This window comes from Enterococcus sp. C63 (assembly GCF_040887215.1).
Classification (GTDB): Bacteria; Bacillota; Bacilli; order Lactobacillales; family Enterococcaceae; genus Enterococcus_B; species Enterococcus_B hirae.
This window is the reverse complement of record NZ_JBFOFI010000007.1, coordinates 98,609-121,407: the sequence shown is the minus strand read 5'-3', so window position 1 is coordinate 121,407 and position 22,799 is coordinate 98,609. Positions and strand designations below refer to the sequence as shown.

The window sequence follows — 22,799 nt, the reverse complement described above, 5'->3', positions numbered from 1 at the left end:
AATTCAAAATTTTGAGGGACTTTTTTATAAATGTTCGGTTTTAGGGGGATGAAAGATGAAGGAAAAACTACTTTCCTACTTCGAGATTGAAAAATTAGGTACCACCGTCAGAAGAGAAATACTTGCAGGCTTTACAACATTTATCTCAATGGCATATATCTTATTTGTCAATCCAACAGTTTTAGGCGCATCAGGAATGGACGAAGGTGCGGTGTTTACGGCTACAGCATTAGCAAGTGCGATCGGCTGTATTTTAATGGGGGTCTTAGCACGTTACCCGATTGGTACTGCGCCAGCATTAGGGATTAATGCCTTTTTTGCTTATTCCGTTTGTTTGGGAATGGGGATTCCTTGGGAAACAGCTTTAGCAGGCGTGTTCGTTGCTTCTTTGATTTTTATTTTAATCACGATTTTCAAATTACGTGAAATGATCATTGATGCAATTCCAGCTGATTTAAAATATGCGATCTCAGGTGGGATTGGCTTATTTATTGCTTTCCTTGGCTTGAATGAAGGAGGAGTCATCGTTTCAAATGAATCCACATTAGTGGGGTTAGGATCACTAAGCGTAGGTTCAACATGGTTGACGATTTTTGGGTTAGTTGTGACAGCAATCTTATTGATAAGACGTGTTCCAGGAGGTATTTTTATTGGGATGGTAGCTAGCACAATTCTTGGATTAGTGACTGGACTTATTCCTATGCCTTCTCAATTAGTTTCAGCTGCACCAAGTTTAAAGCCAACATTCTTAGTTGCATTGAAACATATCGGAGACATCAACTCACTACAAATGTGGGTAGTCGTATTAACCTTTTTATTAGTTACATTCTTTGATACAGCAGGCACGTTAGTCGGTTTAGCTAATCAAGCTGGTTTTATGAAAGATAACAAAATGCCTCGTGTTGGGAAAGCGTTGGCTTCTGATTCAACAGCTATGCTTGCAGGTTCTTTATTAGGAACTTCACCAGTTGGGGCTTTCGTTGAATCTTCTGCCGGAATTGCTGTTGGTGGCCGTTCTGGGATCACTGCAGTAACGACCGGGATCTTATTCCTATTCGGTTTATTCTTTTCACCGTTGCTATCAGTAGTGACTTCACAAGTAACAGCACCAGCACTGATCATTGTCGGTGTATTGATGGCACAATCGTTGCGTCAAATCGAATGGGGCAAGTTAGAGATCGCCATTCCAGCTTTCTTGATCTTGATCGGTATGCCGTTAACTTACAGTATTTCTGATGGGATCGCATTAGGATTTATCTTCTATCCAATTACTATGATCGCAGCAAAACGCGGAAAAGAAGTATCACCGATCATGTATCTGTTATTCTTTGTCTTTATTGGCTTCATGTGGATACTGAACATTAGTTAACTTGATTTAGTTGATTAATTTTTATGATGTGTGACAAGTAAAAAAACCTTGGCAAATGGAGATCTCGCTATTGTTAGCGAGAAAACAAATGCCAGGGTTCTTTTTTGGAAAAAATTGTTATCGGTAACAACTGAAAGTAAAAGACGATAGCATCAAGGTTTAGGCGTGGTGAAAGAAATAAGGAGAATAATGGCTATTTACTCTCGTTTTTGAAAGCGTTACAATTTTTGCGAGGGATCAATAATCTTTAACCAATGGAGGAAAGTATGGAGAAAAAATGGTGGCATCAATCAGTTGTTTATCAAGTATATCCTCGTAGTTTTCAAGATACGAATGGGGATGGAGTCGGGGATTTACAAGGAGTGATCGCTCGATTAGATTATCTGCATTATTTAGGGATCGATACGATATGGTTATCTCCCGTATATGAATCTCCTAACGACGATAACGGTTACGATATCAGTGATTATCAAGCAATCATGGCCGAATTTGGCACGATGGCTGATATGGAGGAACTGATTGCAGAAGCAAAGAAACGTGAAATAAAAATCATTATGGATCTCGTCGTCAACCACACATCAGATGAACATGCTTGGTTTATCGAAGCTCGTCAAAGTAAAGAAAATCCGTATCGGGATTATTACATTTGGCGTGACCCAATCAATGGAAATGAGCCTAATCAATTACGGTCGATATTCAGTGGCTCTGCTTGGCAGTTTGATGAAACAACTAGTCAGTATTATTTACATCTTTATAGTAAAAAGCAACCAGATTTAAACTGGGAAAATCCCCATTTACGTCAAGAAATCTATCAGATGATGAACTTTTGGATCGACAAGGGAATCGGTGGTTTCCGAATGGACGTGATCGATACGATTGGGAAGTTACCTGATCAAGAAATAACAAGTAATGGTCCCAAACTTCATGACTATTTACAAGAGATGAATCAAGCTACTTTTGGAAACAAAGATCTGATGACAGTGGGCGAAACTTGGGGAGCAACCACGGACATTGCCAAGCTTTATTCTGATCCAAAGAGAAATGAACTATCGATGATCTTTCAATTTGAACATGTCGGTTTGGATCAACAGGCAGGAAAAGACAAATGGGATTTAAAACCATTAAGTATTCCTGAGTTGAAACATGTATTATCAAAATGGCAAACTTCTTTAGGGAATGAAGGATGGAACAGTCTATTTTTGAATAACCATGATTTGCCAAGGATCATCTCACGTTGGGGGAATGATCAAGATTATCGAGAAGAAAGTGGCAAAATGTTTGCGATTTTGCTTCATATGATGAAAGGGACACCTTATATTTATCAAGGAGAAGAAATCGGGATGACAAACTACCCGATCAAGGATATTTCTGAAGCGCAAGATATTGAAACGATCAACATGTATCATGAACGGTTAACTTTAGGATTTACTCCGGAAGAAATCTTGTGTTCGATCAATGCAAAAGGGCGTGACAATGCGCGTACACCGATGCAATGGGATAATAGTGAACATGCTGGATTTACCACAGGAACTCCTTGGCTACACGTCAATCCAAACTACCAAACGATCAATGTGAAAACAGCCTTAGCAAAGAAAGATTCTATTTTTTATACGTATAAGCAATTGATCGAGTTACGGAAAAACAATGAACTCATCGTCTGGGGAGATTACCAATTGGTAACAGATACGCCCGATGACGTATTTGCCTATTATCGGACGTTGAATAATGAACAATGGTTAGTCGTTTGCAATATGTCTGAAAAAAATCAGCCATACACATTGGCTGATCAAGCGATGACACTGGTCATTTCAAACTATCCACAAAAACAGATACCAACAGGCAAACTGAATTTACGTCCTTATGAAGCTTTTGTTTTGAAGACGAGCAAATAAATGACTTGTCCGAACACCTCAAAAAAGAGTATGATAAAAGAAATTTAGACAAGTGTGAGGACCATGATGAAAGTATTGTTTGATTTGATTCCAAAAAAACAAGAGGAGATGGTACTTTTTCAAGTTCATGAAAAGGTACCATTTTTAACTTCGATTGCTGATATTTTAGAGAAATACAAAGTGGAAACTATTTTAGTGAGAGACTATAAAAAAGAAAGAGATGTCTATTTAGATTTATTCTCGATTTTTTATATCGAATATCTTGATCGCAAATGTTTTTTTTATACGGAAAATGAAGTGTATGAGCGAAGATTGACACTAGCTCAGTTAATGAAAGAACTCCCAGAACCATTTATCCAAATATCGAAAACGACTATTTTAAATATCTATATGGTTAAAGAAATCAATTCGTCGCTTTTAAATGGAAATCTCTATGTCACATTACAAAATACAGAAGAGTTACTCGTTAGCCGTTATTTTTCCAAAGCATTAAAAGAAAAAATTGATCAGACTTTTCGCAACAAGTGACAAGAAAAATGCAAGAAATGACAATCAAACTAGCTTCAAGAAGGAAACCTTGTAGAATAAATGTACCTGATAGCTGGTAAGATGAAAAGGAGAGCCCGATGAAATTGATACAACGTATGATGAGAAGTATTGGTATTGGAAGCTTTGCTTTCTTGCTGTTCAAATTAGTTTCACAAACCCATGAGATCACGAGAAATGAGATTCTTTTTGTCTTCTTTCTCTCGGCTTTTATTGGCCTAGTATCGCTGATCGAGCGAATTGAGAAGCTTAATTATCTTCAGATTATACTGCTGCATTTTATTAGTACGTATGCCTTTAGTTATTTCTTGTTGGTGCTGTTAAATGGAAGAGTTTCTGTTCATCTTGAGAGGTACACGCTAACCTTTGTGAGTATCTATTTCATTGTGTGGCTTTGTTTGATCATCAGGAACTTTTTACGAGCCCGATTGTTAAATAAACGAATCCAAATAATCAATACACGGCATTCAGGAATTTCAGGAAAGAAAGAAGAATAAAACGTGGAACATCTACAAAATTATCTCATTGTGTTAGTATTGATTCTCTTTTTTTTACAGAGATTACTTAAAGAAAGAGCAATCAAAGACACGATGAAAAGTGAAATCATCATTGTATTAGTTGGACTTTATTTAATCATAAGCAACTGGCAAGAAATCATTAAGACTAACCATACACTTATTCTTATTGTTTTGTCTGTTTTGCTGGGGTTCATCTTTGGCGGGTTACGTGCCCAAACTGTAAAAATCTATCAAAGACAAAGTGACCAGCAATGGGTAAAAAAGGGAACTTGGCTGACCGTCCTTGTATTTATCATAGGGATCATTATCAATCGTGTCAGCGTATTGCCTTTTGGTGAAAGCGTACCTGCAGTTGCTGAAACTTTGCATATCGGTGTCTCATTATTAGGTGCCAAAGTAGTTTATCTGAAAAAAGTATAAACCAATCAGTCGCATTTTTTTCTTATTCGGCGGTACCTAGTGACAATTTTTTTGAATCATTCTTTTATGAATGGAATAAGACCTCTCTTCAACAAGGAGAGCATGTGAAAAGATAACAGTATGAAACATCAAGAAAGTAAGAAGACTTCAAAAATGATAAGAAATACCAAGACAATTTTTTGCCGTATCTGTTCTCTACTTATCTTATTTCAAATTTTTGGTGCAGCCCATTGTTTGAAGGTGCTTGAATCTTGTTTCTGCGTTTTTATATCCCCTAAAACAGGTTATATTATTCTTTCTAGGAATTTTACATGCTCTTGTTTTCCCTTGTTACTACAGCCTTTTTTGACAAATAACAAAAATCATACTATGATATGTTACGCGGATATTAGGGGGAGAAAACATGGGAAAACCGATTGAACAAGCGTTAAATGATTGTCTGTTTTTTAGTGTGAAAAAATTAGATCGCCTGTTGAATAAAATGGCAGATGAAGCATTTAAGAAAACGGGTTTGACACCGACATATGGGTTTATTTTATTGATTTTAAAAGAAAAAGATGGGTTACCACAAAAGGATATCGCCCAATTACTTTGTTCTGCACCTTCAACGATTGCTCGTTTTGTCGAAAAATTGGAATACAAAGGCTATATCAAAACAGTCAGTGATGGACGCTTGTCATTAGTTTATCTGACGGATCAAGGACGGGAATTTGTAAAAGAAATCGATAGTAGTTGGGAAGAACTACATCATGCATATCAAGAGATTCTAGGATCTGTAGAAAGTGAATGTTTATCTAAAGCAATCAATTCAGCCACTGAAAAACTACAAAAAAAATAAATTTTTTTAATCTCGTTAGTTGTATGCGCAACTAATTATGTGTTTTAATAAACGAAGAGAACTGAATGGAGGAATCACCATGGCAAATTTTAACGAAACAATCACTTTTCCTTCTGGTGTGACATTACCTAACCGTTTGATGATGGCACCTATGACCACCCAGTTAAGTTTTTATAATGGTGTGATTACGGAAGATGAGATCACGTATTACCAAGAACGTTCGAAGGGACTAGGCGCTGTTATTACAGGGGCTGCGAATGTGCAAGATATAGGAAAAGGCTGGCCCGGTGAACTTAGCATAGCGCATGATGAAATGATACCTAGGCTCAGTGACTTGGCAAAGGCAATCAAAGAAAATGGGGCAAAAGCGATCGTACAAATCTTCCATGGCGGACGTATGACGAGTCGAGCAACGTTATCAGGCGAACAAACTGTTTCGGCTAGCGCAATCCCTGCAGAACGACCTAATGCGGAAACACCACGTGCCTTGTCAGAAGACGAAATCTTAGAAACAATCAAGGCTTTTGGTGAAGCAACTAGAAGAGCGATCGAAGCTGGATTTGATGGTGTAGAATTACACGGTGCTAATACGTATTTGATCCAACAATTCTTTTCGCCACATTCTAATCGTCGTGAAGATCAATGGGGCGGAAGCTTAGAAAATCGCTATCGCTTTATTGATGAAGTAGTGAAAAGTGTGTTTCAAGCTGTCGAAACATACGCAACAAAGCCTTTTATCGTAGGTTATCGCTTTTCACCAGAAGAATTTGAAACGCCTGGTATCCGTTTTGAAGATACCATATGGTTAATGGAAAAATTACGTGAAACAAAATTGGATTACCTTCATGTTTCATTAAGTACGTATGATCGTGTTGCTCGTTCTGAGAAATACAATGAGCAATCGATGCTTCACTATCTCCATGAAACAGTGCAAGGAAAAATACCATTAGTGGGTGTAGGGAATGTCCGTAATCGCCAAGATGTTGAAGCCGTTTTATCTGATGCAGAACTTGTTGCAGTCGGTCAGCAACTATTAGTTGACCCCGAATGGGCGGTCAAATTAATGGAGAATCGCGATACAGAACTTGTGACCAAACCATTTGCAAAAGCATATCAAGAACTCTATTTACCTAATCCATTGTATAATTTTTTACAGATCCGTTATCAATCAAATACTAATAGATAAGTGAAGATTTATTAGTAAAGAAAGAAGAGAGAACAATGAAAGTATTGATCGTCTTAACGAATGTGGAAAGATATAAAGGAACCGACCGTCCAACAGGGCTGTGGCTGAGTGAACTGACTCATTTTTATGATGCTTTAGTCAAAAATAATATCTCAGCTGATTTTGTCAGTCCTAAAGGTGGGTATGTTCCTTTGGAGCCGAAGAGTCTGGAAGCGATGGATGAAATCGATTGGACGTATTATCAGGACGAAGGTTTCCGTAACCGAGCGTTAGGAAGCACCTTGAGTCCAGCTGAAGTCGACCCAAACGAGTATCGTGCGATTTATTATACCGGTGGACACGGAACCATGTGGGACTTTCCTGAAGCAACGGATCTAGGAAAAATTGCTTCATCGATCTACCAAAATGACGGAATCGTTTCAGCTGTTTGTCATGGTGTAGTCGGGTTACTTCCTGTAGTTGACGTTTCTGGTCAACCAATTTTAGCGGGGAAAACGGTCACTGGTTTTAGTAACGAAGAAGAAACAGCGAATGGAACAACGGACAAAGTACCTTTTCTAACAGAAGATGCCTTGAAAGAAAAAGGAGCAAACTATCAAGCAGGACCAGCTTTTACAGCGGTCGTACATGTAGATGGACAGTTGTTGACCGGGCAGAATCCTCAATCTGCGCATCAATTAGGAATCAAAGTCGTTGAATCTTTGAAGAAATAAGTTGTTAAGGGAAAAAGTTCAGCAAAAAACGAAAATAAACAGTTCCGATGTAGGCCTTCTTATTACAGCATTATAGTAAGTCTGCCAAAAAACAATCCAATTTAACAATAGAAGAAAACTTTATAAAGTAGAGGGTGGAATCTGAAACGTCCTCCAAAATTTAGATTTTTTAGTCTAACTGTTTGGAGTCGCTTCAGATTTTGCCCTCTATTTCTATAAAAAAATAAAAAGAATGTACGACGTAAGTCTAAAAATTGATTTTTTTATGGAGTATGAGAGGTAAAAAAACATGGTAAAATAAAAGCGGATACATAGAAAGTAACTAAGGAAGAAAGGAATGATGAAATGGAGTTGCTAGAAAAAGAAACGTTCTATTATGAATGTAATGAATATCTAATTGAGCCGGTCAATTGTGCTTTTTTTACTGAGGAAAAGTATCGAGGATATGAAAGTCATCGTGAAGCAGTACTGGCATTTCTTACATATGCTAATCGGGCATGGTGTATCTGGACACCAAAATTTGTGCCTGGATTAACTCAAAAATTTGCCGAAGTGCCCAAAGTTGAGATCACGCTAACCCCAGAAGTCGAGGCAAGAATAGAAGCTGGTGTAGATGCCCAAATAAAAGCAGATATGCAAGCAACGATCAGACATCTTCAAGTAATCGGCCGCAAAGTAGACCTCAAAAAGCTACAAGTGGAGTATGAAGAACGCAAACAAGAGCGTTACCAAATGATAAAAGAGCTTAGAAAAGAGCGTGAAGCATTATTGACCAGGTTTCCACAACTCTACGAACGAACTGAAGAAGTAACGCTTACTTATATGAAAGAAACCTCGTTTGATACTTATGACGGCTTTCCTATAAGGGTCAATCCCCAAATGATGAAAGCTGATGAAATCAGTTCCACCACTTTTTTTGCCAAGGGTGGGGAATACCAAATCGCTTTTTGTAGTTATCTCCAGACCCATCGAACAATCGAAGATTTCCGACGAGTCAATCAACTTCTGTTTCCTGATCGAAGTGAGTTAGTCATTTATCAATGGCATACTGATTTTACCAATTATTATAATGAAGGTAGAAGAGATGATGGAGCGTATCTATGGTCGATCTATGATAAGAAACAAAAACGATTTACGGTCATTGATATTGAACTGTTTATCCCGTAGATGATACAAAATGATTAAAAAAGGAGAGTCAAGGGTAGAACTTCCTTGGCTCTCTTTTCTTTAAGGGAAAATCAACGAAATCAGGTGTTTGTTTGTAGTTCGATTCTTCCATACGACACTATTATTCATAGATCAAAGTATTTGTTTCTTCTTTATATCTTTTTAGATCCGGAAAAGAAGTGACAATGTAATGCTTATGATTTTTTTGAAGTTCGTTCTTCCTTTTTTTGTGAAAAAGTAGTTTTAAATAATTTTATAATTAAAAAGGTTTTATGATGGAATTAAAGGAAAATAGTATAGGGAAGTATAGGAGAGTGATGAAATGGAATTATTAGAAGAAGAAACATGGAATTTCAGAAAAAAAAGTTTTGCTATGAATTATGCTTTTTTTATGAAGAGAATTATCAAAAGATAATAAGTCATCAAGAAGCTGCATTAGCTTTTCTTAATTACAAAAATAGACTGTGGGCGCTTAGAATTTGGGCGATTAAAACAAAAGATGGAAAGTTTACTAGTAGGGAATATGAAAAGAAGTATCAGGAAACAAGAGAGGAAAAGATTATTTACACTAATTTGCGTTCATTTGATGAAGTCAAAGGTTATCCTATCCAAGTAAATCCAGAGTTAATGAATAGCAAAAAAATATCTGTCGAAGAATTTTTTGAAGAAAAAGGAACATATGAACATGCGTTTATGGATAATCCTCAAAATTTATATGGGAAAAAGGAAGATTTTATTGAAATAAACCAGCAACTTTTTCCAGAAAAAAAAAGGTTGGAAATCTATCTTTGGAATAATGAATTTACCCAATATTATAATGGGGGGCGAGAAGGACTTGGAGCATATTTATGGACAATCTATGATGTGGAGTACAAAAAGTTTATTGTAATTGATGCTTCGTTAATAATAGATTAATGAGACTGGGACGATAGTTCTTTCTCAAAAAGAAGATAAGTTCGATTTTGATTTTTATTGTCAAAATCGAACTTATTTTTTTATTCTGCAAAAGTTGCCTACTTGATCTAACACCACGGCTGTTCTTGTGATTGAAGATTTGCTTCGTTTTTGAGTACATTTTTTGAAACATTAACGGTTACATGATACTCTTCAAATAGGCTATTGGAAAAGAGGGAAATGGATGAGGATCGTGATCATTGGTGGTTCTTTTGCGGGGATCTATGCAGCAATTTCTTTGCGAAAAAGTTGTCCTGACAGTGAAATCATACTTTTGGAAAAACAGGACAAGATTGGATTTATACCGAGTGGACTCAATTTACTGTTAAAAAAGCAACTCACAAGTAAAGAGCAACTTTATTGGTTGACTAAGGAAGAATTGCAAGCGCTATACGCAATTGATGTGCAAGTACGCACGGAAGTCGTTTCACTTGAAATAGCCACGAAGACAGTGTTTATCCAAAATGGGCGTCAGCTTACTTTTGATACGTTAGTGATTGCAACGGGTTCGAGTCAGCAATTCAAAAATGGAAACAAAAGTACGCAGATCCGTTCTGTTAAAGATATCCACTTAAAAGAATCTTTGGAACAAAGTCTTGCGAAGGCACAAAAGATTGCTGTGATTGGTGCGGGACAAGTAGGACTAGAAATAGCAGAAGGGTTATATCATCAGCAAAAAGAAATCCATCTCTATGAAAGTCGACCAACATTGTTGTTCCGTTATTTCGATCCCGAAATGGTTGAACCGTTAACGCATGAGTTATTGCAACGGCATATCCAATTGTTTTTGAATGAACAAGTGCAAACGCTCGAAGAAAACGAGCAAGTGGTCGTAGTGACGGATCAAAAAACAGAAAGCTATGATTTAGTTCTGCTAGCGAATCACACGCGTCCAGACCATCATCTCTGGCAAGATCAGTTGAAGCTAAATGAAGATGGTACGATTTGGGTCGATGAGTATTTGCAAACGTCAGCGAAGGATATTTATGCAATCGGTGATGCGATCCAAGTGACGTTCCAACCGACTCAAGAAAAAATGTATGTCTCTTTGGTCAATAATGCACTACGTACGGCACAAGTGGTCAGTCAAACGATTAGTGGCAAACGTACGAAAGATCCGGGAACCTACCGAGCAATTGGAAATCATTGGTTTGGTTATTTTCTGGGAAGTGTCGGACTAACGGAAGAAGAAAGTATTTTTTATCCGCAGGCGGTCCGTAAAACATATTTGCTTGCCCGCTTAGCTGCGACCAATAGTGAAACGGCGAAAATCAAAGTGATGTGCAATGAAAAGGGACAATTACTTGGTGCGCAGTTGCGAAGTCGAGAGGAGATATTCGATTTATTGGATCGATTCACTCTCGCTATCGAGGAAGGCTGGACGTTAGAGAAATTATTCGAACGGGAGTTATTCTTCCAGCCAGAATATCGGTTGCCGCTTCAATTGATAAAGGTGGTTGATACGCTCGATGAAGATTGAACAATTATTAGAGAAAAAAGAGCAGTTGCAAGTGTTGATTCTTAGGGAAATGGTGTTGCATGGTGGAACTGTAGGAACGAATCAATTAAGGGAACAAGTCAATCTTTCTAAAACATCATTTGATCAATATATAGCAGAAATCCCAATGATCGGTAGGATGATGGGGAAGAAAGTAGCAATCAAAAGAAATGAATTTCAAGTCACATTAGAGTTGGCTGAAGATGTCAGCTTAGAAAAAATCATTCTATTCTTAGTTCAACAAAGCTTGAAATTCAATCTGCTTGTTTATTTATTAGAACATCACCAAGCATCGATCGTTCGTCTAGCGACAGCTTTTAATATCAGCGAATCTTCTGTCTTTCGTAAGATCAAAGAATTGAATCAGTTACTGCAAGAATTTTCTCTACAAATCAAAAATGGCCAACTCTATGGCGAGGAATTGCAAGTTCGTTATTTCTACTATGTGTTATTCCAATTTATCTCTGAATCACAACGTCCGCTTTTTTTACAACAGACGCCTGATAAAGCGCCACTTATTTTAGGATTGGAGCGAGCCTTAGAAACGACATTCTCTCAAGAGTCAGCTAGTAAAATCGCCTGCTGGCTAGGGATCACTCGTAAACGGCTATTGAGTGAAAAAACGACGTTTGCTACATTGAAAGAAAAGAAAATACTTTACCAAAAGGATCGTTTGTATCAAGCACTTGATCCGGTCATTTCACTTTATTTAAGTCGGACAGCTGCTGAGATCAGTGGCTATGAGCCTTTGATGTTTTACAGTTTTTTTGTCTCGTTTGCTGTGTTATCAGAAGAACATTTTTATCAATATGATTTAACCCGAAGCAAAAAATTACCAACAGCTGTATTAGATACGTACATTAGAGAAACGATGTTGTGGCACTATCGTCCACGAAAGTTGAAGATCAAGGAAGAAAAAGCAGTCGGTTATCAATTAGCTCAAATCGATAATGAGTTTTATTTTTTTCGAGGAGTCATGATGATCTATGAGCCAGAACATCTCTTGCAACAACAGAAAAAGATGTTAGGCCGCTCCCTTAGTCAATTACTCGAACGATTGAAAGAAACAACGCTGACACAACTACCTGCTAAACAAGGTGAAGAAGCTGCTTTAAGTTATCTCATGATTCAGTATGCCAATATTCTTATGATGATCGATTTTTATATTGCGAAATCGGTCACTATCGGAATCGATATTGAAACATTACCGATTTATCGAGTGGCATTTCAACAATTTTTGTTAAGAGAGCTAAAAGGAATCAGTGGGATTGAGATTGAAAATCGACGACCAGGGAAAAAGTATGATTTAGTGATCACATTTAATCAAGAAGATCCTCATCAAAATTATTATTATTTATCAGAGTTTGCTTCAAGCTATGATATCGCAAGGTTAAAGCAAAAAATTGAAGAAGAAAAAAAAGCAAAAAATTAAAAACTGTCAAAAAAACAGAAAATAAATGTTTTTTTGGCAGTTTCTAAAAAATGAATCGGTGTAAGATAAAGATAAATTTAGAAAGCGTTTGCAGATAATGGAGGAGATCAGAATGACAGAATCAACATACATCATGGCGATTGACCAAGGAACGACAAGTTCACGAGCAATTATTTATGACAAAAAAGGTAGACATATCGGTAGTTCACAAAAAGAATTCACGCAACATTTTCCTAAAGAGAGCTGGGTGGAACATGATGCGAATGAAATCTGGAACTCCGTACAGTCGGTCATTGCAGGGGCATTCATTGAATCTGGGATCAAACCGAATCAAATTGCAGGCATCGGGATCACTAACCAACGTGAAACGACGGTGATCTGGGAAAAAGATACTGGACGTCCGATTTATCATGCTGTGGTCTGGCAATCTCGTCAATCCGCATCAATTGCTGATAATTTAAAAAAGGAAGGCTACCAAGACTTTTTCCATAAAAAAACAGGTTTAGTGATTGATGCCTATTTTTCTGCTACAAAAATACGTTGGATTCTTGACCATGTAGAGGGAGCGCAAGAACGTGCTGAAAAAGGCGAATTGCTTTTTGGTACGATCGATTCATGGCTGGTATGGAAATTAACAGACGGTCAAGCACATGTGACGGATTATTCCAATGCAAGTCGGACGATGTTGTTTAATATTCACGATCTTGATTGGGATCAGGAAATCCTTGATCTCTTGAACATTCCTCGAGCAATGCTGCCAAAACCGACTTCTAATTCGGAAATTTATGGTTATACACAAGGGTATCATTTCTATGGAAGTGAAGTGCCGATTTCTGGGATGGCTGGTGACCAGCAAGCTGCTTTGTTTGGACAAATGGCTTTTGAACCTGGAATGGTCAAAAATACGTATGGTACAGGATCATTTATCGTCATGAATACTGGGGAAGAACCCCAACTATCCAAGAACAATCTATTAACGACGATTGGTTATGGAATCAATGGCAAGGTTTACTATGCACTGGAAGGGAGCATTTTCGTAGCCGGTTCTTCCATCCAATGGTTGCGAGATGGGTTGCAAATGTTACAAAAAGCAAGTGATTCCGAAGAGGCAGCAAAACGTTCCACAAGTGAGGATGAAGTCTATGTCGTGCCAGCATTTGTTGGGTTAGGGGCACCTTATTGGGATCAAGCTGCGAGAGGTTCGATGTTTGGGTTGACACGTGGGACGACCAAAGAAGACATTATCAAAGCAACCTTACAATCGATTGCATACCAAGTAAGAGATATCATTGATACGATGCAAGAAGACACAGGGATCAAAATACCAGTCTTGAAGGTCGATGGTGGCGCAGCGAATAATGAATATTTGATGCAATTTCAGACAGATATTTTAAATATTCCGATCCAACGAGCAGAAAATCTGGAAACTACGGCATTAGGTGCGGCATTTTTAGCTGGTTTAGCGGTTGGTTTTTGGAAAGATACAGATGAAATCAGAGAATTTTATGAAGCGGGCAAGATGTTTGAAGTAGAGATGCCTGAAGAGCGTAGAGAAAAATTATATGGCGGTTGGAAAAAAGCGGTAGTAGCAACACAAGCATTTGAGTAAAGGGAGGGAATGTCATGTTTTCAAGAGGAACAAGACAAGAAAGTATTGAAAAAATGCAACACGAAAAGTTGGATCTGCTGATTATTGGTGGCGGTATCACAGGGGCTGGTGTGGTGCTTCAAGCCGCAGCATCAGGAATCAAAACGGGGCTAATCGAAATGCAAGACTTTGCAGAAGGTACTTCTTCACGCTCCACAAAATTAGTACACGGAGGGATTCGTTATCTTAAAACTTTTGACGTCGAAGTTGTAGCAGATACTGTAGGCGAACGAGCGGTGGTCCAAGGGATTGCGCCACACATTCCAAAACCTGATCCAATGTTACTACCGATCTATGAAGATGAGGGTGCAACGACGTTTAATATGTTTTCAGTCAAAGTGGCAATGGATCTCTACGATAAATTGGCAAATGTGACTGGAACAAAATATGAAAACTATACGCTGACACCAGAAGAAGTGTTAGAACGAGAACCATTTTTGAAAAAAGAAGGGTTAAAGGGCGCTGGTGTTTATCTAGATTTTCGGAACAATGATTCACGTTTAGTGATCGATAACATCAAAAAAGCAGCAGAAGATGGCGCTTACCTAGTAAGTAAAATGAAAGCGATTGGCTTTTTATATGAAGGAGATCAAATCGTGGGTGTCAAAGCACGTGATCTGCTAACGGATCAAGTCGTGGAGATCCACGCAAAAATAGTGATCAACACAAGTGGCCCATGGGTCGATAAAATCCGTAACTTGAATTTCAAACGTGCGGTATCACCTAAGATGCGACCAACCAAAGGTGTTCATCTAGTCGTAGATGCTAAAAAACTGCCTGTTCCACAACCAACATATTTTGACACGGGCAAACAAGATGGCCGAATGGTTTTTGCTATTCCACGAGAAAATAAAACGTATTTTGGAACGACAGATACGGACTATCAAGGGGACTATACGGATCCAAAAGTAACGCAAGAAGATGTGGACTATTTATTAGATGTCATCAATCATCGTTACCCAGATGCAAACATCACCCTCGCAGACATCGAATCAAGTTGGGCAGGGTTACGACCATTATTGATTGGTAATTCTGGTTCTGACTATAACGGTGGCGACAACGGCTCTATTTCAGATAAAAGTTTTAGTAAAGTCGTTGATACGGTTACTGAATATAAAGAAAACAAGGCTTCTCGATTAGAAGTAGAGGACGTATTGAATCATTTAGAAAACAGCCGTGATGAAAAAGCCCCTTCTTCGATTTCTCGAGGCAGCTCGTTAGAACGTGAATCGGATGGTTTGGTGACACTATCAGGCGGGAAGATTACAGACTACCGTAAGATGGCAGAGGGTGCACTAAAATTAATCCGCCAGTTATTGAAAGATGACTACCGGATGTCAGTAAAAGAAATCGATTCGAAACATTATCCCGTTTCCGGTGGAGATTTTGATCCAACGAAACTGGAAGAAACTGTGGAAGAATTGACAAAAATCGGAGTTGAATCTGGTTTAGCAGAAGCTGATGCAAAATACATTGCAGATTTTTATGGAACCAATGCGAAAAAGATTTTTGCTTTGGCAAAAGAAATGACACCGTATGAAGGACTAAGTTTAGCTGAATCTGCTCGTTTACGTTATGGGTTAGAAGAAGAAATGGTATTAGCACCAGGCGACTACTTGATTCGCCGCACGAATCACTTGTTGTTTGAACGTGATCAACTTGATGCAATCAAACAACCGATCATTGATGCCATTGCGTCTTACTTCGCTTGGTCAGCAGAAGAGAAGAAGCGTCAAGAAGCTCATTTAGAAGAATTGATCGCAGAGTCGGATCTACGTGAATTGAAGGGGGAAAAATAGATGAGTGCAGAAATGACGCAGATTATGGGAGAATTTATTGGTACGATGATTTTAGTTTTACTTGGTGATGGGGTATGTGCTGCGGTTAACTTGAACAAGAGTAAAGCCCAAGCTTCTGGTTGGATCGTGATTGCTTTTGGTTGGGGACTAGCCGTTACAATGGCTGTCTATATTTCCGGATTTATGGGACCTGCTCATTTGAATCCAGCCGTATCTTTAGCGATGGCGATGACCGGTGCAATTGGCTGGAACCTAGTGATTCCGTTTATTATTGCGCAAATGTTAGGTGCGATCGTCGGTGCTGTTTTAGTTTGGTTGACGTATTTACCACATTGGAGTGTGACAAAAGACCAAGGCGCAATTTTAGGTACATTTGCGACAGGTCCTGCCATTCGAAATTATCCAGCGAACTTTATCACCGAGTTGATCGGTACTTTCGTTTTAGTACTAGGACTATTAGCGTTTGGACAAAACTCATTTGCCGATGGTACGAATGTCTTTGCTGTCGGAGGTTTGATCTTAGCAATCGGTCTTTCCCTAGGTGGACCAACTGGCTATGCGATCAACCCAGCTCGTGACCTAGGTCCACGTCTGACCCATGCGATTCTACCAATTGCAAACAAAGGAAATTCAGACTGGGGCTATTCATGGATACCAGTAGTAGCGCCAATGGTCGGAGCTGTCGTGGCTGTGGGCATGTATATGTTGATGGTATAAAAAGGCGGTAAAGTGTGTTATTCATTAATAAATAATCTAAAAAACGGTAAAATAGTTCTTCTATTTTATCGTTTTTTAGCACTTTACAAAGGACAGCATTTTAAAAATGGGTTATTGAAGATCGCAAAATCAACGGGGTGCTTTGCTGACAACCAGAAAATTTTTTTAGATTTGTTCATGGGTCTTGATTGAACTAACCAGAGTGAAATAAAGGGCTTTCGTTATTGATTGACAGTGACAGCTAAACTTGCTATAGTGAACTTGAAAATAAATAAAACCTAGATGAATGAGGTATTTTGATGAGTGTAGAAGGTATCTAACGTAGTAAGTTGAATAGCCAATAGAGCCGTAAGCTTATTTGGCATGCTTATAGATGATACCTGTCATTTCATAACCAACAATTCTATTAATGAGGGATGGGGCGCGTCTTATTTGAGATGTTCCTCATCTTTTTATTTTTCCTAGGTCTTATTTATTTTAGGACAGGTATCTCTTCAAAAAAGGAGAGAATATGAAACAAACAATCGATAAATTACAATTTAATCAAATCAAAGAAGAAGTGAAAAAACGAGCTATTGGACAATATAGCAAAAATCGTATCGAAGAAATGACCCCGCAAACTAATCTACAGACAGTCAAAAATCGCCAAGAAGAAACAAAAGAAGCGCGACAAATCTTAGAAAGTCAGCAACACGTTCCCTTTATGGGATTGACACGGATTGATGCGTTGACTTCCCAAGTGAAAAAAGGCTTTTTACTGACACCAACTGAATTGATCGAGTATGCAGACTTTTTAAGAAGTAGTCGAATGATCCGTCGTTTTTTTGAAAAAAATCAATATCAAACACCCTTGTTGCATGTGTATAGTAAGAATATGCCTGATTTGTCGATGGTCGAAGAATTGATTTATCAACAAATCAAGAACCAAAAAGTAAGTGATGAAGCCTCACGAAATTTACGGAAAGTACGAAAACAATTACAATTAACAGAAAAAGAAATCCAAGATCGTCTTTTAAAGTTTCTAAGACATCCGCATAACAAAGAAATGATCCAAGAAGCAATGATTGTTCAAAAAGGCGATCACTATACGATCCCAATCAAAGCTAGTTATAAAAACAAAGTGCCAGGCACGATTATTGAACAGTCAAATAAAGGAACGACCGTCTTTATTGAACCAACGGCTGTGGAAAAAGCAAGTATGAATTATCAATTGTTAAAAGCAGAAGAAATAGCAGAAGAATATCAAGTTTTAGCTTATTTGACTGGTGCTTTAGCAGAACAAGAACAAGCAATCGATTTGATTATCGAAACGATTACTAGATTAGATATCATTTTCGCCAGAGGGAAGTATAGTCGAGAAATCCATGGTGTGACACCACGGATCAATCAATCAGAATACATCAAGATCAAACAAGGAAGGCATCCGCTGATCCAAGGGAAGGCTGTTCCGTTAGATTTTGAACTTGGTAAAGACTATCGAGGATTAGTGATCACAGGAGCAAACGCAGGTGGTAAGACCGTCGTATTAAAAACAGTCGGATTATTAACATTGATGGCGATGTTTGGTTTACAAGTTCCGGCGACCGAAGGAACAGAGCTAGCTGTTTTCGATGAGATTTTTGTGGATATTGGGGATCAGCAAACGATCGAGAATGCGTTAAGTACGTTTTCTGGTCATATGCAAAATATTGCCGAGATGTTACGCAAGGTGAGCAGAAATACCCTTGTATTACTTGACGAGATCGGCAGTGGCACAGAACCTAATGAAGGAGCAGCGCTAGCAGTTGCTATCATGGAAGCCATGTATGAACAAGGGGCATTGATCGTTGCAACTACTCATTATGGCGAAATCAAAAAATTTGCGAATGATCATGAAGATTTTATTCCAGCCGCAATGGCATTTGATAAAGAAGCATTGAAACCTAAATACCTTCTTCAAGTGGGGGAAACAGGAGAAAGCCAAGCGCTATGGATCGCTCAAAAAATGAACATGTCGCAAACCTTGATCGAACAAGCCCAATATTATATCCAGCATAAAGCTTATCGGACAACCAAAAAAGTGTTTCAGACAACGAAAGTAAATGTGCCTAGGACGAAGACACAAGTGCAGCAATTTTCGAAAGGGGATCGGGTATATTCTGCGGTCCACCAACAAGAAGTCTTAGTTTATGAAGATACAGCAGAAGAAACGGTTACGATTTTCTTGGATAAAGAGTTAATCAATGTCCCACGAAAACGTCTCACGTTAAAGATGTCAGCAGAAAAGTTATATCCAGTCGGTTATGAATTAGACCATTTGTTTACAGACTTTCAAACTAGAAAATGGCAAAAAGATCTAGCGCGAGGATCGAAAAAAGCGCATAAAAAATTAGCCAAAGAAGCTAAAGAACGACGAGAAAAAAGAGACTAGGGGTTAAATGAAGACATTGTTTTAAAGAGGAATAGCCAATAGCTCTCGTCTTTTTTCGACAGTCGTTCCAGTAATTTTTACGATCTAAGTATGTGAATAGCTAAATTGGAGAGTTATTCATGACTTTAGACAACGGGAAAAAATTGGCACTTGTACCGATTTAGGTTAAAATGGAACAAAGTTTATTTAGGGAGATGTCATGGATGAAACTGACTTCGAATTGGCGAAAAGAAATAGGAACGATCCCTAATCTCTTATCAATTTTTCGTGTGGTCCTTTTGCCGTTTTATTTTTACTTTGTTTTAGAGCAATCGTTTATGCTTGCCGGTATCTTGATTGCTCTATCAGGAATCACTGACTTTTTAGATGGATTTATTGCTCGTAAGTTCAACCAAATCACGGAATTGGGGAAATTATTAGATCCAGTGGCAGACAAGTTGACGCAACTGGTCTTGATCCTTTCCATAGCTTGGTATCGACCGATGATTTGGTGGATATTCGGTTTATTTCTGATTAAAGAAGGGTTCATGTTTTTTGCTGGTATCATTGGATTGAGAAAAAATGTGAAATTAGATGGGGCAAAATGGTATGGGAAATTAGCAACTGCGGTCATTTACGCAGGCATGGTGCTTTTACTGTTGTTTCCCGAACTTCCTGCGATCTGGGTCAATTGGATCTTTGGATTGATCACTTATAGCTTGCTTCAATCCTTCGTTTTGTATATCCGTGAATATCATAAACTATTGAATTAAGAGAGTAATGTCTCAAATACAAATAAAAGAACTCAAACCAAGGAAGTGGTTTGAGTTCTTTTACTTGATGAGGGGATGGATTTCCGCTCATTGTTTTATTTTCCATAGGAGAACCTTGCTTAACTCTCGAAGCTAGTAGTCTTAAGGTTTGATATAAGCATAGCCTTTTTCTTGTAATTCAATGAGGTCTAAAATACCAGCTGGTACCACGATGACTTTTTCAGGCAAGGATTCTGTACTGATGTGATTGCCACGTAGCGCATTAGCACAAGCGTGGAAGGTAACCCCTAAAGCAAGAAATTCTTCATTTGCTGGATCAAGGTAGCCGGTGATGCCTTCACCGTTGACACTAACCACAATCGTCGTTTCAGGAGCGATTTTCAATAGGTTCTTGACGTTATTCATCGTTTCATGCCACTTTCTCGTTTCATCGATATGAAAAACAACTTTCATTTGCGTCTCTCCTTATTTTTTGATGATCAAGTTGATTGCTTGTTCCATTTTTTTGGCTTGCTCTTCTGCGCTGTTTTCTGGATGCTCCAAACAGTCTTTTAAGTTTTCTGCCACGATCATTCCCATGACACGATCAATGCTAGAACGAACGGCACTTAATTGTGTGATAATTGCCATACAGTCTTTCTCTTCTTCAATCATCTTTTGGATGCCGCGAATTTGTCCTTCTGTTCGTTTTAATCGATTGATGATGTTCTTGTCATTGATTTCCATTTGAAAACCTCCTTTATGCTTCTAGTGAGATGATACCCTATGTAGGTATATTTTGTAAATAATTATGTCGATTTAAAAAAGCTAGAATTTGAATAGTTGACAATTCTCTCTTTTTTGTGTTGAATATACCCCGTAAGGTATTTACAAAAAATAAAAAAGGTGGAAATAAAGATGTCACTATTTCAAACAGTCAAATCAATCTCAACAGCGGAATTAAAAGAAAAATTGAATGGTTCTATTCAGTTGATCGATGTAAGAACACCAGCAGAATACCAAGGGGGGCATATCAGACAAGCGAAAAATATTCCACTTCAACGTATTCTAAGTTTCAAAGGAAAACAAGAAGCGCCTGTCTATGTCATCTGTCAATCGGGAATGCGGAGCAAACAAGCTACGAAAGAGTTGAAGAAAATGGGGTATGATGTTATCAATGTACGTGGTGGAATGAATCAATGGTTTGAACCAACAGTAGGAGGGAAATAAATGAAAATTGTTATTGTCGGCGGGGTAGCAGGGGGGATGTCTGCTGCTACTAGATTACGTCGTTTAAAAGAAGATGCTGAAATCGTCGTGTTTGAAAAAGGACCGTATGTCTCATTTGCCAATTGCGGGTTACCTTATTATCTCTCTGGTGAGATCAGTGAGAGAGAGAATCTTTTGGTACAAACACCAGAATCATTGGCTGCTCGTTTTCAATTAGATGTGCGTCCCAATCATGAAGTCACAGCCGTTTATCCAGATGAAAAGAAAGTTGAAGTTTTATCTGACGGGAAAAAATGGCAGGAGAGTTATGATGTATTGCTTCTTTCCCCAGGGGCAAAACCAGTCAGACCAGCTATTTCAGGATTAGCAGAAGCCAAAAATGTTTATACTGTTAGAAATGTACCGGATATTGATATGGTAATGAATGCTCTTGAAGAACAACCCAAAAAAGCTGTTGTAGTAGGGGCAGGCTTTATCGGATTGGAAATGGCAGAGAATTTAAAAAAACGTGGACTGGCAGTTTCAATTGTAGAACTGGCACCACATGTTTTGCCTTCTTTAGATGAAGAAATGGCGGTGCATATCCAAAATGAACTCATTAAACAAGGCGTCCATGTCCAAACAAAACGTTCTGTCACTGCTTTTGAACATGGTGGCAAGCAGTTACGATTAGATGATGGCACAACGATCGATTCTGATTTAACGATCCTCTCAGTAGGCGTTCAGCCAGACAGTACATTGGCAAAAATGGCTGGACTTGAAACAGGGCTGCGTGGGGGGATCGTAGTCAATGAACACTACCAAACAAGTGATCCTTCCATCTATGCGGTGGGAGATGCCATCGTTGTCAAACAACAAATTACAGGTGCCGATGCATTGATTTCTCTTGCTTCTCCTGCTAACCGTCAAGGGCGACAAGCAGCAGATAATATAGCGGGAATCGTCCGTAACAATCGAGGAAGTCTTGGTACGTCAATTGTGCGGGTTTTTGACCTTGCTGCCGCTTCTACTGGATTAACAGAAAGAATGGCCCAACAAGCCAACTTACCTTTCTCAGTAGTCCATGTTTCTGGGAAAGACCATGCTAGTTACTATCCTGAAGCTACAGATATTTTGTTAAAACTGATCTTTCATCCTAAGACAGGTGAAATCTATGGCGCACAAGGAGTCGGTGCCAAAGGTGTTGATAAACGAATCGATAGTTTAGCCACAGCCATCAAAGGACAACTAACGATTTTTGATTTACCGGAATTAGAATTTACCTATGCGCCACCTTTTGGTTCTGCGAAAGATCCAGTGAATATGTTGGGATATGTGGCCATGAATGTCGCAGAAGGGCTAAGTGATACGATCCAATGGCATGAATTGCCAGAAGCACTTGCACAAGGAAAAATCTTACTCGATGTTCGTAATGAAGGCGAGTTGCAAAACGGTGCTTTTAAAGATGCGCTGAATATTCCTTTAAATGATTTACGCTGTCGATTGACGGAATTAGACCATGAGAAAGAATACATTGTCAGCTGTCATAGTGGACTGCGTAGTTACTTAGCAGAACGTATCTTGAAACAAGCAGGCTTTCATGTCCAAAATCTCGATGGCGCCTTTGCTTTGTATCACGCTGTTCGTCCAGAAGACTTGATTTATCCAGAAAAATAGAGCTTTGCCTTGCATTCTTAGTAAAATGGCGCTAGACTGGTTAGTTCTACTACTTCGAATCAAAGGAGAATGTGT

The 22,799-nt window shown here is 38.5% G+C and carries 21 protein-coding genes; 19 read left to right on the top strand and 2 right to left on the bottom strand.

Annotation, left to right across the window (positions count from 1 at the left end; genetic code table 11):
- Nucleotides 1–55 precede the first annotated feature (55 nt).
- From AB3H90_RS11155 to AB3H90_RS11075, 17 genes are all read left to right on the top strand, one after another.
- Nucleotides 56–1,369, top strand: coding sequence for an NCS2 family permease (locus AB3H90_RS11155; RefSeq protein ID WP_010737017.1), 1,314 nt, complete (start codon nt 56–58; stop codon nt 1,367–1,369).
- Between the two features lie 266 nt (nt 1,370–1,635).
- The gene (locus AB3H90_RS11150; protein ID WP_368016730.1) at nt 1,636–3,261 is read left to right on the top strand and encodes an alpha-glucosidase; all 1,626 of its coding nucleotides are present in this window, start codon (nt 1,636–1,638) and stop codon (nt 3,259–3,261) included.
- Nucleotides 3,262–3,327: 66 nt separating this feature from the next.
- Entirely contained in the window at nt 3,328–3,789 is a 462-nt protein-coding gene (locus tag AB3H90_RS11145; protein WP_010737019.1) for a LytTR family DNA-binding domain-containing protein, read from the top strand.
- Between the two features lie 98 nt (nt 3,790–3,887).
- Nucleotides 3,888–4,304 (top strand): DUF3021 family protein, encoded by a 417-nt coding sequence (locus tag AB3H90_RS11140; protein WP_368016729.1) that lies wholly within the window; start codon nt 3,888–3,890, stop codon nt 4,302–4,304.
- 3 nt (nt 4,305–4,307) lie between these two features.
- The gene (locus AB3H90_RS11135; RefSeq protein ID WP_034700460.1) at nt 4,308–4,745 is read left to right on the top strand and encodes a hypothetical protein; all 438 of its coding nucleotides are present in this window, start codon (nt 4,308–4,310) and stop codon (nt 4,743–4,745) included.
- A 403-nt stretch (nt 4,746–5,148) separates the two neighbouring features.
- Nucleotides 5,149–5,583 (top strand): MarR family winged helix-turn-helix transcriptional regulator, encoded by a 435-nt coding sequence (locus AB3H90_RS11130; RefSeq protein WP_010720971.1) that lies wholly within the window; start codon nt 5,149–5,151, stop codon nt 5,581–5,583.
- 79 nt (nt 5,584–5,662) lie between these two features.
- A complete protein-coding gene (locus AB3H90_RS11125; protein WP_010737022.1) occupies nt 5,663–6,769 on the top strand; it encodes an NADH-dependent flavin oxidoreductase in 1,107 nt (368 codons plus the stop codon).
- A gap of 35 nt (nt 6,770–6,804) precedes the next feature.
- Complete coding sequence (locus tag AB3H90_RS11120; RefSeq protein ID WP_368016728.1) at nt 6,805–7,482, top strand: type 1 glutamine amidotransferase domain-containing protein; 678 nt, start codon at nt 6,805–6,807, stop codon at nt 7,480–7,482.
- A gap of 345 nt (nt 7,483–7,827) precedes the next feature.
- On the top strand, nt 7,828–8,649 hold the full coding sequence (locus AB3H90_RS11115) for a hypothetical protein (protein ID WP_368016727.1): 822 nt from the start codon (nt 7,828–7,830) through the stop codon (nt 8,647–8,649).
- A 345-nt stretch (nt 8,650–8,994) separates the two neighbouring features.
- Nucleotides 8,995–9,564 (top strand): hypothetical protein, encoded by a 570-nt coding sequence (locus AB3H90_RS11110; protein ID WP_368016726.1) that lies wholly within the window; start codon nt 8,995–8,997, stop codon nt 9,562–9,564.
- A gap of 223 nt (nt 9,565–9,787) precedes the next feature.
- Nucleotides 9,788–11,083 (top strand): FAD-dependent oxidoreductase, encoded by a 1,296-nt coding sequence (locus AB3H90_RS11105; RefSeq protein ID WP_368016725.1) that lies wholly within the window; start codon nt 9,788–9,790, stop codon nt 11,081–11,083.
- Nucleotides 11,073–12,533, top strand: coding sequence for a helix-turn-helix domain-containing protein (locus tag AB3H90_RS11100; RefSeq protein WP_053766217.1), 1,461 nt, complete (start codon nt 11,073–11,075; stop codon nt 12,531–12,533). Before AB3H90_RS11105 ends, AB3H90_RS11100 begins: the two co-directional genes overlap by 11 nt.
- Before the next feature lie 112 nt (nt 12,534–12,645).
- Complete coding sequence (gene glpK / locus AB3H90_RS11095; RefSeq protein ID WP_368016724.1) at nt 12,646–14,142, top strand: glycerol kinase GlpK; 1,497 nt, start codon at nt 12,646–12,648, stop codon at nt 14,140–14,142.
- A 14-nt stretch (nt 14,143–14,156) separates the two neighbouring features.
- Nucleotides 14,157–15,980, top strand: a complete 1,824-nt coding sequence (gene glpO, locus AB3H90_RS11090; protein ID WP_368016723.1) for a type 1 glycerol-3-phosphate oxidase — start codon at nt 14,157–14,159, stop codon at nt 15,978–15,980.
- A complete protein-coding gene (locus tag AB3H90_RS11085) occupies nt 15,981–16,697 on the top strand; it encodes an MIP/aquaporin family protein (RefSeq protein ID WP_010720960.1) in 717 nt (238 codons plus the stop codon).
- A 511-nt stretch (nt 16,698–17,208) separates the two neighbouring features.
- Nucleotides 17,209–19,107, top strand: coding sequence for an endonuclease MutS2 (locus tag AB3H90_RS11080; protein WP_368016722.1), 1,899 nt, complete (start codon nt 17,209–17,211; stop codon nt 19,105–19,107).
- Between the two features lie 203 nt (nt 19,108–19,310).
- Complete coding sequence (locus AB3H90_RS11075; protein WP_368016721.1) at nt 19,311–19,859, top strand: CDP-alcohol phosphatidyltransferase family protein; 549 nt, start codon at nt 19,311–19,313, stop codon at nt 19,857–19,859.
- A gap of 141 nt (nt 19,860–20,000) precedes the next feature.
- On the opposite strand, the gene AB3H90_RS11070 is transcribed toward AB3H90_RS11075, so the two are convergent.
- Both AB3H90_RS11070 and AB3H90_RS11065 read right to left on the bottom strand, forming a co-directional pair.
- Nucleotides 20,001–20,312: a DsrE family protein gene (locus AB3H90_RS11070; protein WP_010720957.1), complete on the bottom strand. Its 312-nt coding sequence runs from the start codon at nt 20,310–20,312 to the stop codon at nt 20,001–20,003.
- A gap of 12 nt (nt 20,313–20,324) precedes the next feature.
- The gene (locus AB3H90_RS11065; RefSeq protein WP_010737033.1) at nt 20,325–20,585 is read right to left on the bottom strand and encodes a metal-sensitive transcriptional regulator; all 261 of its coding nucleotides are present in this window, start codon (nt 20,583–20,585) and stop codon (nt 20,325–20,327) included.
- Nucleotides 20,586–20,756: 171 nt separating this feature from the next.
- Between AB3H90_RS11065 and AB3H90_RS11060 the strand changes: the two genes are divergently transcribed.
- Both AB3H90_RS11060 and AB3H90_RS11055 read left to right on the top strand, forming a co-directional pair.
- Nucleotides 20,757–21,068, top strand: a complete 312-nt coding sequence (locus tag AB3H90_RS11060; protein ID WP_010720955.1) for a rhodanese-like domain-containing protein — start codon at nt 20,757–20,759, stop codon at nt 21,066–21,068.
- Nucleotides 21,069–22,724 (top strand): FAD-dependent oxidoreductase, encoded by a 1,656-nt coding sequence (locus AB3H90_RS11055; RefSeq protein WP_368016720.1) that lies wholly within the window; start codon nt 21,069–21,071, stop codon nt 22,722–22,724.
- The last annotated feature ends 75 nt before the right edge of the window (nt 22,725–22,799 follow it).